At 72.6% G+C, this 13,400-nt stretch carries 13 protein-coding genes, 1 other RNA gene and 1 pseudogene; 4 read left to right on the forward strand and 11 right to left on the reverse strand.

The genetic code is table 11. The features are described 5' to 3' along the window. Positions 1-3: 3 nt before the first annotated feature. From ABEA82_RS00815 to ABEA82_RS00850, 8 genes and pseudogenes are all read right to left on the reverse strand, one after another. Entirely contained in the window at positions 4-774 is a 771-nt protein-coding gene (locus tag ABEA82_RS00815) for an MlaE family ABC transporter permease (protein ID WP_345659358.1), read from the reverse strand. Then, complete coding sequence (locus ABEA82_RS00820) at positions 771-1,700, reverse strand: ABC transporter ATP-binding protein (protein WP_345659359.1); 930 nt, start codon at positions 1,698-1,700, stop codon at positions 771-773. Before ABEA82_RS00820 ends, ABEA82_RS00815 begins: the two co-directional genes overlap by 4 nt. 239 nt (positions 1,701-1,939) lie before the next feature. Further along, complete coding sequence (locus ABEA82_RS00825; RefSeq protein ID WP_345659360.1) at positions 1,940-3,061, reverse strand: RNA polymerase sigma factor; 1,122 nt, start codon at positions 3,059-3,061, stop codon at positions 1,940-1,942. Between the two features lie 56 nt (positions 3,062-3,117). Further along, on the reverse strand, positions 3,118-4,203 hold the full coding sequence (locus tag ABEA82_RS00830) for a lytic transglycosylase domain-containing protein (protein ID WP_345659361.1): 1,086 nt from the start codon (positions 4,201-4,203) through the stop codon (positions 3,118-3,120). Between the two features lie 120 nt (positions 4,204-4,323). After that, an RNA gene (rnpB, locus tag ABEA82_RS00835) (RNase P RNA component class A) lies at positions 4,324-4,729 on the reverse strand. 115 nt (positions 4,730-4,844) lie between these two features. Next, positions 4,845-5,624 (reverse strand): annotated as a pseudogene (locus ABEA82_RS38610) (DMT family transporter); the annotation flags it as partial. 19 nt (positions 5,625-5,643) lie between these two features. Next, positions 5,644-6,483 carry an AraC family transcriptional regulator gene (locus tag ABEA82_RS00845; RefSeq protein ID WP_345659363.1) on the reverse strand — a complete coding sequence of 280 codons (840 nt, stop codon included), beginning with the start codon at positions 6,481-6,483 and terminating at the stop codon, positions 5,644-5,646. A gap of 23 nt (positions 6,484-6,506) precedes the next feature. Next, entirely contained in the window at positions 6,507-7,076 is a 570-nt protein-coding gene (locus tag ABEA82_RS00850) for a Uma2 family endonuclease (RefSeq protein ID WP_345659364.1), read from the reverse strand. Positions 7,077-7,249: 173 nt separating this feature from the next. Between ABEA82_RS00850 and ABEA82_RS00855 the strand changes: the two genes are divergently transcribed. The 4 genes from ABEA82_RS00855 (at position 7,250) to ABEA82_RS00870 (ending at position 10,146) form a co-directional block, all read left to right on the forward strand. Then, on the forward strand, positions 7,250-8,005 hold the full coding sequence (locus tag ABEA82_RS00855) for a MerR family transcriptional regulator (protein ID WP_345659365.1): 756 nt from the start codon (positions 7,250-7,252) through the stop codon (positions 8,003-8,005). After that, on the forward strand, positions 8,002-8,580 hold the full coding sequence (locus ABEA82_RS00860) for a hypothetical protein (RefSeq protein WP_345659366.1): 579 nt from the start codon (positions 8,002-8,004) through the stop codon (positions 8,578-8,580). The genes ABEA82_RS00855 and ABEA82_RS00860 overlap by 4 nt, the downstream gene beginning before the upstream one ends. Positions 8,581-8,633: 53 nt before the next feature. Continuing rightward, positions 8,634-9,416, forward strand: a complete 783-nt coding sequence (gene yaaA / locus ABEA82_RS00865; RefSeq protein WP_345659367.1) for a peroxide stress protein YaaA — start codon at positions 8,634-8,636, stop codon at positions 9,414-9,416. Positions 9,417-9,498: 82 nt separating this feature from the next. Next, entirely contained in the window at positions 9,499-10,146 is a 648-nt protein-coding gene (locus ABEA82_RS00870) for a bifunctional 4-hydroxy-2-oxoglutarate aldolase/2-dehydro-3-deoxy-phosphogluconate aldolase (protein ID WP_345659368.1), read from the forward strand. Here ABEA82_RS00870 and ABEA82_RS00875 read toward each other — a convergent pair. Genes ABEA82_RS00875 through ABEA82_RS00885 form a run of 3 tightly spaced genes read right to left on the reverse strand, consistent with a single transcriptional unit; the run spans position 10,121 to position 13,318 of the window. Beyond that, positions 10,121-11,719 (reverse strand): bifunctional RNase H/acid phosphatase, encoded by a 1,599-nt coding sequence (locus ABEA82_RS00875; protein ID WP_345659369.1) that lies wholly within the window; start codon positions 11,717-11,719, stop codon positions 10,121-10,123. The two genes, ABEA82_RS00870 and ABEA82_RS00875, sit on opposite strands and share 26 nt — an antisense overlap. Positions 11,720-11,738: 19 nt before the next feature. Beyond that, positions 11,739-12,482, reverse strand: a complete 744-nt coding sequence (locus ABEA82_RS00880) for a zinc ribbon domain-containing protein (protein WP_345660092.1) — start codon at positions 12,480-12,482, stop codon at positions 11,739-11,741. Next, a complete protein-coding gene (locus ABEA82_RS00885) occupies positions 12,479-13,318 on the reverse strand; it encodes a Nif3-like dinuclear metal center hexameric protein (RefSeq protein ID WP_345659370.1) in 840 nt (279 codons plus the stop codon). The genes ABEA82_RS00880 and ABEA82_RS00885 overlap by 4 nt, the downstream gene beginning before the upstream one ends. Positions 13,319-13,400 lie beyond the last annotated feature (82 nt).

Raw genomic sequence — 13,400 nt, forward strand, 5'->3', positions numbered from 1 at the left:
CGGCTAACCCCTCTGGGGGACGACCTGGAAGTACACCGCGGTCATCACGAAGTTGGTCACGAACAGCAACATGAAGGTGATCACCACCGATTGGTTCACCGCGTCGCCCACGCCCTTGGGCCCGCCCTTCGCGGTCAGCCCCTTGTAGGACGCGACGATCCCGGCGATCGCGCCGAACACCAGCGCCTTGACCTCGGCTGCCCACAGGTCGGACAGCTGGGCGAGCGTGGTGAAGGAGGCCAGGTAGGCGCCCGGGGTGCCGTTCTGCAGGACGACGTTGAAGAAGTAGCCGCCCGCCACACCGACCACCGACACCAGCCCGTTGAGCAGCACGGCCACGAGCATCGACGCCAGTACGCGCGGTACGACCAGCCGGTGCACGGGGTCGATGCCCAGCACCTGCATGGCGTCGATCTCGTCGCGGATCTTCCGCGCCCCGAGGTCGGCGCAGATCGCCGTGCCGCCGGCGCCCGCGATCAGCAGCGCGGTGACGATCGGCGAGGCCTCGCGCAGCACGGCGAGCACGGAGGCGGCTCCGGAGAAGGACTGGGCGCCCAGCTGCCGGGTCAGGCTGCCGATCTGGAGCGCGATGACCGCCCCGAAGGGGATGGACACCAGGGCCGTCGGCATGATGGTCACGCTCGCGACGAACCACGCCTGCTGGATGAACTCCCTGGCCTGGAAAGGCCGTCGGGGAATCGTCCGGACGATGTCCAGCGCCATCGCGAAGAGGCTGCCCGTATGCCGCAGCGCTCCGGCCGGTGACAGGCTCACGCCCCGGCCACCTCCTCCCGGCGCAGCTGGGTCTCGCGCCGTGCGATCGCCTCCCAGCGGGGTGGCCGTGCGACGCCCGGCCCCGGCAGCAGGCGGGGAGTCAGCTCCTGAACGCGCCCGCTGTCGTCGATCTGGGCGAGTTCCTGCTCGACCTGCGCCGCGTCCTTCTCCTCCGCCATGCCGATCGGGCCCTGCATCCGGCCGTGCAGGAACTGTCGTACGACGGGCTCGTCGCTGGTCAGCAGCTCTTCACGCGGCCCGAACATCACCAGCTCGCGGCGGAACAGCAGCCCGATGTTGTCGGGGACCTGGCGGGCCGAGGCGATGTCGTGCGTGACGATCAGGAAGGTCGCGTCGATCTGGGCGTTGAGGTCGACGATGAGCTGGTTGAGATAGGCGACGCGGACCGGGTCGAGGCCGGAGTCCGGCTCGTCGAACAGGATGATCTCAGGATCCAGCACCAGGGCCCGGGCCAGCCCTGCCCGCTTCCGCATCCCGCCGGAGATCTCGCCGGGCAGCTTCCGCTCCGCGCCGATCAGCCCGACCATGTCCATCTTCTCCAGCACGACGCGCCGGATCTCGCTCTCGGACTTGCGGGTGTGCTCGCGCAGCGGGAAGGCGATGTTGTCGTACAGGTTCATGGATCCGAACAGCGCCCCGTCCTGGAACAGCACGCCGAACAGCTTGCGCACCTCGTACAGGTCGTGCTCGCGGAGCTTGGTGAGGTCCCGGCCCTGGATGGTGATGGAGCCGCGCTCGGGCTTGAGCAGGCCGACGAGTGTCTTGAGGAACACCGACTTGCCCGTGCCCGAGGGGCCGAGCAGGACGGACACCTCTCCGGCGGGCAGCGTCAGCGAGACGTCCTGCCAGATGACCTGGTGACCGAAGGACTTGGTCAGCCCTTCCACACAGATCTCGACACCCATCCGGTCCCGCCCTTCAGCCCATGTCCGTGGAGCAGCTCTGACATCTGCTCTACGGGGAGGGGCGGGGGGTCCGTCGCTCGAGTGTCGGATTTTTTTCGGGCGGGTTTCCGGGCGGGTCCCGGTCGGGTTTCCGGTCGGATCCCGGTCGGATCCCGGTCGGATCCCGGTCGGGTTTCCGGGCGGGTCCCGGGCGGGTCCCGGTCGGGTTTCCGGGCGGGTCCCGGTCGGGTTTCCGGGAGCTACGGAAGCGGGGGCACCGTGGGCTCGGGGGCCGTGGTGGGCGGTGTGAGGGGAGCCGTCGGAGCTTCCGGGGCCGCTGGGACCGCTGGGGTCGCCGTGTCCGTCGGTACGGCGGATGGCTTCACCGGCAGGTCGGGCACCTCGGGCTTCGGCAGGTCGGGGACCCTGGGCTTCGGCAGCTCGGGCACCTGCGGGACCTCGGGCGCGGACACCGAGGGCAGCGGCGACACCGGAACGTCCGGGACCTGCGGCAGCGACGGCACGGACAGCGGGAGGAGCGATCGGCCGGCCGGGGACTCGGCGGCCCCGCGCTCGACGGCCGCGAGCGTGGGCTCATTCCCCCGAGGCCTACGGCCCCCGCCATCACCGTCCGGCCCCAGCGTCTCCGCATCCGGTGAGGCGGCCGCGGGCCGGGGCGCCGTACGGCCCCCTCCTCCTCCGCCGCCGTCGAGGGCGTACGGCAGCACGAGCCCCGCCACCGCCAGGGACGCCGCCGTCGACGCCACCGCCACGGCCTGCACCTTGCTACCACCGCGCAGGCGTCCCCACCCGATCAGGAACAGCGCGAACCCGAGCGTGGCGGCCAGGGACTGCCGCAGCGTCCGCCGGGCCCGCGCCAGCAGCGACTCCACGGTCCGGTAGCTCAGCCCCATCTCGACGGCGACCTGGCCGACGTCCAGGTCCTCCGACTTCAGCCGCAGCGCCTCCGCCTGCCGCGCGGGCAGCTCACCACTGCGCACCGCCAGCCACTTCGCCTCGGCACGGTCGCACACCGCCTCCTCTACGGGCACCGGACCGGGGGCGACGAGCGTCGGACTGGTACGTACCTCGGCCTCGCGGTTCACCTGCCGGTAGCGGTCGACACACAGCCGCATCGTCACCGTCGTGAGCCAGGCCGCGAGCCGCTCCTCGTCCAGGTCGGGCCGCTCGGCGGCGCGCAGCATCGCCTCGTGCACCGCGTCCTCGGCGTCCTCCGCGCTCATGGACCTGCGTCGGGCCACCTTGAGCAGATGCTCGCGGTGGCTCCACATACGCCGCCACCGCTCGTCGGCCGCGTACGTCTGTGCACGTGTCTGTGCAGGTGTCTCCGCGGGCATGTCCGCGGGCATGTCCGTCGCCATGAGGGCCCCTTCGCGCTCACCCACCGGTTGGGTGCTGTCCGGCGGGTGGGGCGACATTACCGCCGAGTATCGGCGGTTGTGGAGGGGGCGGCGGGCATCGAGTCCGCGCTGTTACTGGTGAGTGGGGCGCGACTGGGCAGCAGGTCGGGGGCGGGGAGCTCCAAGTCCGGTTCGGGAGCGGGGAGTCGTGGCTCGTCCGGCCTCCCGGGTTCGGTGGCCGGGCGGGTTCCGGCCGGGGCCGGGGAGCCAGGGGGTGACGGGGTCCGAGACGGCGGGGCACTCGGCCGGGTGGAGGGGGTCGGCGAGGGCTCCTTCGGCTCCGCGGAGGACCGCGACGGCTCGGGGCGCGCGGAGGAGGACCGGGCGAAGGACCCGGCGGGGGCGTCCGGCACCACCCGGTGCCCTTCCAGGAAGTACGCGTACCAGGCCCTGACCGTGCGCAGGTAGGCAGCCGAGTGGTTGTAGCCGAGGATCGCCCGGTCCAACTGAACCGGGTCCGACAGGTCCCGGCCGCCGGCACACAGATACCGTCCGGCGGCGAGTGCCGCGTCGAAGACGTTGCTCGGATCCGTACGCCCGTCGCCGTTGCCGTCCGCGCCCCAGCGGGCCCAGGTCGACGGGATGAACTGCATCGGCCCGACCGCGCGGTCGTACGCCGTGTCCCCGTCGTGGGCACCGCCGTCGGTGTCCCGGACCAGCGCGAAGGCCACGCCGTCCAGCCGCGGCCCCAGGATCGGCGCCACGGTCGTACCGTCCGACGTCACCCTGCCGCCCCGCGCCTGTCCCGACTCCACCTGCCCGATCGCCGCCAGCAACTGCCAGCGCAGCCGGCAGCCGGGCGCCTCACGCGCGAGCCGGTCCTCGGCCCGCCGATAGGCGGCGAACACACTCGCCGGCAGCGCGCCACCCACGTCCTCCGCCGCCCCGCCGCCTGCGCGCCTCCCGGTCCGCAGTGGCGGCAGCTCGATGTGGTACGGCGCGTCGCCGGAGATGCTGGGTCCGTCCTCGGCGGGTACCCGACCGGGAGCCGGTGCGGAAGCCCGCGCCGGGCCCGCCCCCGGCGCCTGTGACGCCGTGAGCGCCGCCATCGCCACCACCGCGGCCAACGTCCCCGTGACGCGTCTGACCCTGTGCCCTGCCACGTCCTGCTCCCCATCCCTGTGGACTGCCTGTCCACTGCTCTACGGGGCGGGGCGGCGGGTCCGTCGCGCTCTGTCCGTCTACGTTTCGGACGGCGTGGACCGCGCGGGCATGGAGAGCGGCAGACGAGTCGGGCTGTACGCCGGGTTCTGTTCCCGGGGTTCCTCGCGGAGCCCCGGGCGACGGCCATCCATCTAGGGCCGGCGTTGCCACCGGCCTCGTGCGGTCTACCCGCGGACTCGGGCGGGCAGCCCTCGAACGTCCGCGCAGGGACACCGAGGTGTCCCCTCTTGACCTTGCTCCGGGTGGGGTTTACCTAGCTGCCCAGGTCACCCTGGGCACTGGTGGTCTCTTACACCACCGTTTCACCCTTACCGAGGGCCGGAGCTCTCGGCGGTTTGCTTTCTGTGGCACTGTCCCGCGGGTCACCCCGGGTGGCCGTTAGCCACCACCCTGCCCTGTGGAGCCCGGACGTTCCTCGGGGAGCTCCCCGTCAGGGGGACTCCACGCGGCCGTCCGCCCGGCTCGTCTGCCGTGTCGACCATGGTACCCGGCGGATCTCCCGCTTCGGCGCCGCGGCCGTGGCCAGCACCGAGCCCGCCAGGATCAGGGTGAAGGCGACGCCGATGGCGAGGGTCAGTTCCTCGTCCAGGAACAGCGCGCCCGCGGCGACCGCTACCGCCGGGTTGACGTAGGTGATCACGCCGGCCCGGGTCGGGCCCACCTCCTTGATCAGCTCCAGGAAGGCCACGAACGCGATCGCGGTGCAGAGGACGCCCAGGCCGGCGAGGGCGGCCAGGACCTCGCCCGAGGGCATGGTGGCGGGCCGGGTCAGGAAGGCCGCGGGGGCGTAGACGGCGGCCGCCAGCGTGAGGCAGGGGGTGATCAGCTGGAGGGTCGGGACGTCCTTGAGGTACCGGGCGGCTATCAGGGGGGCGGTGGCGTAGCCGACGACCGTCACCAGCACCTCGGCCAGGGAGCGGGCGTCGCCGCCGGTGAGGTGCGGCAGGGTCAGGACGGTGACGCCCGCGAGGCCGAGGGCCAGGCCCGCGATGCGGCGGGCACCCACCCGCTCCCCCGCGCCGAAGAAGCGGGCCAGGAGGAGGGCGACGATCGGCACGCCCGCGATGAGGAGTCCGGCGGTGGAGCTGGACAGGTGGCGTTCGGCGTCGGTCAGGGTCCACCAGGGGCCGACGATCTCGATGACGGCGAAGGCCAGCATCGGTTTCCAGTGCGCCCGCACGGTACGGCCGAAGCCGCCCTGGCGCAGGGCGAAGGGGAGCAGGAGCGCGGCGCCGAGGGCGCAGCGGGCGAACACCACCATGGACGGGGACACGGCGTCCACCGCCACCTTGATCATCAGGTAGGGGACGCCCCAGACCACTCCCATCAGGGAGAACAGGAACCAGCCGCGTGCAGTCATGCGCTGAGTGTCGGCGGTTTCAGCCCGTCGTGTCTTGAACGCTGTTGCGGTATGCGGCCGGGGTGACGCCCAGGACCCGGCGGAACCAGCGGGTGAGGTGCGCCTGGTCGGCGAAGCCGACGAGTCCGGCGACCTCGGCGGGGCGCAGGCCGGACTCCAGGAGGCCGCGGGCCCGCGCCACCCGGTGCTGGGCGAGCCAGGCGTACGGCGGTACGCCCGTCGCCGTGCGGAAGGCTCGGAGCAGTTGGTAGCGGGAAAGGCCCAGGTCGGTGGCGAGGGCGGCCAGGGACGGGGGGTTCAGGAGTTCGCCGGCGAGGCGGTCTCGTACGGTCCTGGCGATGTGGGTGGCGCCGGGCACCGTGTCGTCGGTCGCGCGGGCCGTGGAGTGGCGGCGGGCCAGGGCCGTGAGCAGCCAGGGGAGGCGGGACTCGGCTTCCAGGGGGTCGGGGCAGGCGCTGAGGTCGGTGTGGGCGGCGCGGAGGGCGGTGGCCAGTTCCGGGTCGTGCAGGACGGGGTCGCGGAAGTGCGGGAGGCCGCCGAGGGTGCCGTCGGTGAGGAGGGACGGTGCGGCGTAGAGGGCCTGGTAGGCGTAGCCGTCGGCGGCGGCCGGGCCGCCGGTGTGCATCTCGCCCGGGTCCAGGACGACGATCGAACCGGGGTAGGAGTGGATGCGTCCGCCTCGATAGGCGATGACCTCAGAGCCGCCGACCGTGACGCCGATGGTGAACTCGTCGTGGGCGTGGGGCGCGTAGACGTGCTGGTCGAAGTGGGCGGTGAGGAGGTCGAGGGGCGGGCCGGAGTGGCCCAGTCGTGCCCGGGTCCAGCTGGTCTGTTCTCGTATCCGCCCTTGTACGCCCACTTCTTACCCCCGGATCACAGGGATCAGACGAGGTCGGTCGTGTCCAGTGAGAAAGCGAACGGCTCGGGTAGGGCGATCGGCTTGCCGAAGGGGCGGGCGCAGTGCTCGCGGTAGTCGTCCTGCTTCGGTTCGCTGAACAGCGTGATCTGAGCGGTGTCCCTGTCGACGAGCAGATAGAGCGGGATGCCGGCGCGGGCGTAGCAACGGCGCTTGACCTCGCGGTCGGCCTTCGGCTTGGTCGACGTCACCTCCAGCACCATGGCGACGCCTTCGCAGGGCATCCAGGATTCGGCCCCCCGATACAGGCGCCGTTCAAGCGGAGCGAAAGTGCCGTCCGGGACCACATGGTCCTTCGGGCACGCTCCGCCGCTGCGCAACTTCAGGCCCTTGTTTCCCGAGAACTGCATATCGGTCTCGGAGCACCTGATCACCTGGTTCACGATGAGTCCGATGTAGTCCTCGTGATCCCCGTCCGGTGGCGGCGTCACAACGATCTCCCCCTCGATCAGCTCGGCCCGGAAACCCTCCGGGGTGTCCAGGGCGAGAAAGCCCTCCAGCAGGACCTCTTCCTGCGTGAGCGGCTCGTGGGCCATGGCAGTCATGTCACGCCCCTCCTTCTGTCGCCCGCCAGACTGGGACATCGCCGAACCACCCGTCCGTGAGATCGGGAACCGTTCCCTCGATCGTGGCACACGATCACGGCCCTCGTCAGAAGGCTGAGCGGCTCGCTTGACCCTGCCGCAGCGTCAACGTCTTCACTGGTCCCATGCGGATCGGAGAACTCGCCGCGGCCGTCGGTGTCACCACGCGGGCCGTGCGGCACTACCACCATCTGGGGCTGTTGCCCGAGCCGGAGCGGCTGACCAACGGGTATCGGGAGTACGGGCTGCGGCACGCTGTCGTGCTGGCGCGGATCCGGCGGCTGACGGAGCTGGGGCTGGGGCTCGCCGAGGTGCGGGACGTGCTGGCGGAGGAGGCCGGGAAGGACCTCGTGGAGGTGCTGACCGAGCTGGACGAGGATCTGGCGCGGCAGGAGGAGGCGATCCGGGAGCGGCGGGCGCGGTTGCGGGTGCTGCTGGAGGCGGAGGGCGGGGTGCCGGCGGAAGGGCCGGTGTCGCCAGAACTGGCCGCCTTGTTCGCCGGGACCGCGCATCTGTCGGACTCGCCGATGGCGGTCAAGGACCGCGAGATCATCGCCTTCCTGGAGACGGCCATGCCTGCCGGGGCACGGGAGCAGCTCGTGTCGTCCCTGGGTGAGGCGTTCGGCACGCCCGGAGCCGTGGCGCGGGCCAACGAGGCGTACGCGCTGCTCGACGCGCTCGCCGGCGCCGAGCCGGATGATCCGCGCGTCGCGGAGGCCGCACGGGCCCTTGCCGGCTGCGTCCCGCCGGGGCTGTTCCCGGATCTGGGGGACGTCGACCAGGAGCACGGCTTCCTGCGGGCCTTCTACGACGACCTCGCCCCGGCGCAGGCGGAAGCCATCCGCCGCACGCTGCGGATCCTCACCGAGGAGCGGCGATGAGGATCGCACGGCGGCTCGTCATGCACGAGGTGCGGTTGCTCGTCAGTCTCGTGCTGTGGGTGGCCCGGCGTACGCAGGGGGCGGACGGTGGGCGGGCCTTCGGGTACGCGCGCGGGCAGGGCGCGATGATGGCCGGGTTCGGGTTCGTGTGTGTCGTGGAGACCGTGGCGATGTCCGTGCTGTTGCGGGACTGGCCGACCGTGCACGCTGTCTTCCTTCTGCTGGACCTGTACGGGGTGGTGATCGTCGTCGGGCTGCACGCCTCGTCCGTCGTACGGCCGCATGTGCTGGACGTGGAGGGCGGTTCGCTGCGGATCCGGCGGTACGTCCATGTCGATCTGCGGGTTCCGCTGGAGCGGATCGGCTCGGCGCGGCGGGAGCTGCGGATGACGCACGAGCGGGCCGACGGCGAGCTCGACGTGGAGGTGGGGTCGCAGACGACCGTCACGATCGAACTGACGGAACCCGTCACCCATCTCACCTTCCTCGGGCGTCGGCGCGCGGTGCGTGTGGTCCGCTTCCATGCCGACGACGCCGACGGGCTCGTCCGCGCCCTCGGCCGGGCGCGGGTCTGAGCTCCCCGTGTGCCCCCGTACGCTGTCGGCGGAGTTCGATCGAAGGAGTACGCGTGCTTGTCCTGCTGCCGCCGTCCGAAGGCAAGGCGTCGTCCGGTCGCGGTGCGCCGCTGAAGCCGGAGTCGCTGTCCCTGCCGGGGCTCGCCGACGCCCGGGAGGCCGTCCTCACCGAGTTGGTCGAGCTGTGCGCCGGTGACGAGGACAAGGCGCGCGAGGTGCTCGGGCTGAGCGAGGGTCTGAGGGGCGAGGTCGCGAAGAACGCGGAGCTGCGGACGGCGGGTGCCCGCCCGGCGGGTGAGATCTACACCGGGGTGCTGTACGACGCCCTCGGGCTCGCCTCCCTCGACACGGCGGCCAAGAAGCGTGCCGCGCGGTCGCTGCTCGTGTTCTCGGGGTTGTGGGGGGCGGTCCGGGTGACGGACCGGATTCCGTCGTACCGGTGCTCGATGGGGGTGAAGTTGCCGGGTCTCGGGGCGCTGGGCGCGCATTGGCGTACGCCGATGGCGTCGGTGCTTCCCGAGGCCGCCGGGGACGGGCTGGTGCTGGATCTGCGGTCGGCCGCGTACGCCGCCGCGTGGAAGCCGAAGGGCGAGGTCGCCGGGCGGACGGCCTCTGTGCGGGTGCTGTACGCGCCGACCCGGAAGGTCGTCAGCCACTTCAACAAGGCGACGAAGGGGCGGATCGTGCGCAGCCTGCTGAGCGCAGGTGCCGATCCGAAGGGTCCGGCTGAGCTGGTCACGGCGTTGCGGGATCTCGGGTACGTGGTGGAGGCCGAGGCGCCGGACAAGGCGGGGCGGGCGTGGGCGCTGGACGTGCTGGTGGACGAGGTGCACTGACCGACACCGACAGCGAAAGCACCTGTTGCAGCATGTGCAATGAGCTTTGCGCATGTTGCTGAGCGGGCGGCAGGATACGGCCATGACCTCTGCCCTGCCCGCCTCCGTGCTGGACCTCGCGCCCGTCGTGCCTGTCGTCGTCATCGAGGACGCCGCCGATGCCGTACCGCTGGCGCGGGCGCTGGTCGCCGGTGGGCTGCCCGCGATCGAGGTGACGCTGCGGACGCCGGCGGCTCTGGAGGCGATCCGGGAGATCGCCGGGCGGGTCCCGGAGGCGCTGGTCGGTGCCGGGACGGTGATCAGTCCGGATCAGGTCACGGACGTGGTGGCCGCGGGCGCCCGTTTTCTGGTCAGCCCGGGCTGGACGGACGCACTGCTGGAAGCCATGCGGGGGTCCGGCGTGCCGTTCCTGCCGGGGGTGTCGACCACCTCGGAGGTCGTGGCGCTGCTGGAGCACGGGGTGCGGGAGATGAAGTTCTTCCCGGCGGAGGCGGCGGGCGGTACGGCGTATCTGAAGTCACTGGCCGGACCGCTCCCCCAGGCCCGGTTCTGCCCCACGGGCGGGATCGGCCCGGCCTCCGCGCCGGAGTATCTGGCCCTGCCCAACGTCGCCTGTGTGGGCGGGAGCTGGATGCTGCCGCGGGACGCGGTGGCGGCGCGGGACTGGGGCCGCGTCGAGGCGCTGGCCCGCGAGGCGGCGGGGCTCAGCGCAGGTGGGACGTGTCGTTGAGGAGCCGGACGCTGGCGTTGCCGTCCGCGTAGTACGCGACGGCCGACAGGGAGGCGGCCGACAGTTCCATACGGAACAGGGACTCCGGCGGGGCGCCGAGGGCGAGCCGGACCAGCGTCTTGATCGGGGTCACGTGCGTGACGAGCAGGACCGTGCGGCCCGCGTAGGCCGCGATCAGCTTGTCGCGGGTCGCGGCGAGCCGCGTGGCGGTGGCCGCGAAGCTCTCGCCGCCACCGGTGGGTTCGGCGTCCGGGGAGGCCAGCCAGGCGTTGAGGTCGTCCGGGTGACGCTCACGCACCTCGGCGAAGGTGAGGCCCTCCCAGGCGCCGAAGTCGGTCTCGCGCAGGCCGTCGTCGATGCTCACGTCGAGGCCGAGCCGGGCGGCGACGATGCCGGCGGTCTCCCGGGTGCGAGCGAGGGGCGACGAAACGATCGCCTGGATCGTGCCGCGCCGGGCCAGGAAGGCGGCGGCCCGCTCGGCCTGTTCCCGTCCGGCGGCGGAGAGGGAAGGGTCGGTGCCGCCACTCCCCGAGAACCGCTTCTGAGGTGTCAGCGGGGTCTCGCCGTGGCGCAGGAGTACGAAGGTGGCGGGGGCGCCCATGTCGGCGGGGGCCCAGCCGGGGGTGGCGACGGCTTGCGCGGCACGGGCGTCGGCCACGGCTTTGGACCCGCCGGCGTCGGCGACGCCCTCCGCAGTACCGGAGCGGGCGAGGCCCTCGGCAGCACCGGAGCCGGCGATGCCCTCCGCAGCACGACCATCGGCCGCAGCCCCGGCTGCACGGACACCCGCACCGGCCTCGGCAGTACCGGAGCCGACGACGCCCTCCGCAGCACGAGCGTCCGCCACGGCCCCGGCGGCACGGACATCGGCGGAGTCCTTCGCGGGTTCGCCGCCCGGCCCGGACACGTTCGTCGCGTCGCGGACGGACGGAGCCCCGGCCTCCGTACCCGAAGGTGCCGACGCGGGCGTAGGAGCTGACGCGGGCGAAGGGGCTGACGGGGCCGAAGGGGCCGACTCTGCCGACGCCGCCGAGGCGTCCCGCTCCGCCAGTGCGCGACGCACCCGCGCCGCCCCCGCCACCGCATCACCGGGCGGCTCCGGCGGGACGGCGGCGGCAGCCGTGTCGAGCTCAGCCGTGGAGGCCGACTCCGACCACTGCTCCCCCCTGGCCCCCGCGTCCATCGCCTCGTTGGCCAGCCGGTCCGCGTGCTTGTTCTGCTCCCTCGGGATCCACTCGTACGTGACCCGTCCGGGCGGGAAGACCCGGGCCGCCTCCGCCGCCAGTGGCTTCATGTCGGGGTGCTTGATCTTCCAGCGGCCCGACATCTGCTCGATGACGAGCTTGGAGTCCATCCGGACGTGGACCGTCGCGGCCGGGTCCAGTTCGTGGGCGGCGCGCAGGCCCGCGACGAGGCCCCGGTACTCGGCGACGTTGTTCGTGGCGACGCCGATGTACTCGGCGACCTCCCGCAGGGTCTCCCCCGTCGCCGCGTCACTCACCACGGCCCCGTACCCCGCGGGCCCCGGGTTGCCCCGCGACCCGCCGTCCGCCTCGACGATGAACTCCCGCACCGGAAGGGCTCCCAGCGATCTAGAGACCGGACTCGGCCGTACGCACCAGGATGCGGCGGCAGTTCTCGCAGCGGACCACCGTGTCGGGCGCCGCCTTGCGGATCTCGGCCAGCTCGGTGATGGCCAGCTCCTGGCGGCAGCCCTGGCAGCTGCGCGCGTACAGCTTCGCCGCGCCGATGCCGCCCTGCTGCTCGCGCAGCTTGTCGTAGAGCTTGAGCAGATCGGCGGGCACCGCCCCGGCGATGACCTCGCGCTCCTTGGAGACGGAGGCGGCCTCGCCGTCGATCTCCTCGAAGGCGGCGTCGCGGCGCGCGGTCGCGTCGTCGATCTTCGCCTGCACGGAGGCGACCCGGTCGGTCAGCTCGGCCACCCGCTCCTGCGCGGACTCCCGGCGCTCCATGACCTCCAGCACCACGTCCTCCAGATCGCCCTGCCGCTTGGCGAGCGAGGCGATCTCGCGCTGGAGGTTCTCCAGGTCCTTGGGGGAGGTGACGGCGCCGGAGTCCAGGCGCTGCTGGTCGCGGGCGGCGCGCTGGCGCACCTGGTCCACGTCCTGCTCGGCCTTGGTCTGCTCGCGGGAGCAGTCGCTCTCCTCGGTCTGCGCGGCCACGAGCAGGTCGCGCAGCTGGGTGAGGTCCTTGGTCAGCGACTCGATCTCGGCGTGCTCGGGCAGCGACTTCCTCTTGTGGGCGAGTTGCTGGAGGCGGACGTCGAGGTCCTGGACGTCGAGGAGTCGGATCTGGTCGGCGGGCGCGGCGTTCAGTTGGGGGCTCCAGGTGACGAGGAGTGGCTGGTCCAGGGGTCGGTGACCGTCTTGGAGACGTGGACGCGCAGGTCCCATCCGTGCCGGTCGGAGATCTCGTCGAGCTGGCCGGCGGCCAGCTCGCACCAGGGCCACTCGGTGGCCCAGTGCGCCGCGTCGAGCAGCGCGAGGGGGCTGTGGGCGACGGCTTCGGACGCCGGGTGGTGGCGCAGGTCCGCGGTGAGGAAGGCGTCGACACCGGCCGCGCGCACATGGTCGAAGAGGCTGTCGCCGGAGCCGCCGCTGACGGCGACGGTGCGCACCGGCGCCTCCAGGTCACCGGCGACCCGGATGCCCTGCGCGGTGGCGGGCAGCCGCTCGGCGGCGCGGGCGGCGAGCTCGCGGACGGTCAGCGGCTGGTCGAGGGCGCAGACGCGGCCCAGGCCCCGGCGGCCCTGGGGGTCGGCGGGGTCGGGGACGAGCGGCCCGGTGACCCGCAGGTCCAGGGCGCCCGCGAGGGCGTCGGAGACGCCCGGGTCGGCGGTGTCGGCGTTGGTGTGGGCGACGTGCAGCGCGATGTCGTTCTTGATGAGGGTGTGGACCACGCGGCCCTTGAAGTGCGTCGCCGCGACCGTGGTCGTACCGCGCAGGTAGAGCGGGTGGTGGGTGACGAGCAGGTCGGCACCCAGCTTCACGGCCTCGTCGACGATCTCCTGGACCGGGTCGACGGCGAACAGGACCCGGGTGACCTCCTGGTCGGGGTCGCCCACGACGGTGCCGACCGCGTCCCAGGACTCGGCCCGCTCGGCGGGCCACAGGTTCTCCAGCGCGGCGATGACTTCAGACAGACGGGGCACGGGTGCAAGGCTACCCGTCTGATCTGTGGCGTTGAACCGCCACCGCCACCTCCGCCTCCACTCCCCCTCACCCGTCGGTGCC

The sequence above is a fragment of the Streptomyces venetus genome (assembly GCF_039540295.1).
Classification (GTDB): Bacteria; Actinomycetota; Actinomycetes; order Streptomycetales; family Streptomycetaceae; genus Streptomyces; species Streptomyces venetus.

What these genes read in the sequence shown, in the direction of transcription:
- ABEA82_RS00820 (WP_345659359.1), bottom strand. Translation starts at nt 1,700, where the DNA reads ATGGGTGTCGAGATCTGTGTGGAAGGGCTGACCAAGTCCTTCGGTCAC.
- ABEA82_RS00825 (WP_345659360.1), bottom strand. Translation starts at nt 3,061, where the DNA reads ATGGCGACGGACATGCCCGCGGACATGCCCGCGGAGACACCTGCACAG.
- ABEA82_RS00850 (WP_345659364.1), bottom strand. Translation starts at nt 7,076, where the DNA reads ATGGCCCACGAGCCGCTCACGCAGGAAGAGGTCCTGCTGGAGGGCTTT.
- ABEA82_RS00855 (WP_345659365.1), top strand. Translation starts at nt 7,250, where the DNA reads ATGCGGATCGGAGAACTCGCCGCGGCCGTCGGTGTCACCACGCGGGCC.
- ABEA82_RS00860 (WP_345659366.1), top strand. Translation starts at nt 8,002, where the DNA reads ATGAGGATCGCACGGCGGCTCGTCATGCACGAGGTGCGGTTGCTCGTC.
- ABEA82_RS00870 (WP_345659368.1), top strand. Translation starts at nt 9,499, where the DNA reads ATGACCTCTGCCCTGCCCGCCTCCGTGCTGGACCTCGCGCCCGTCGTG.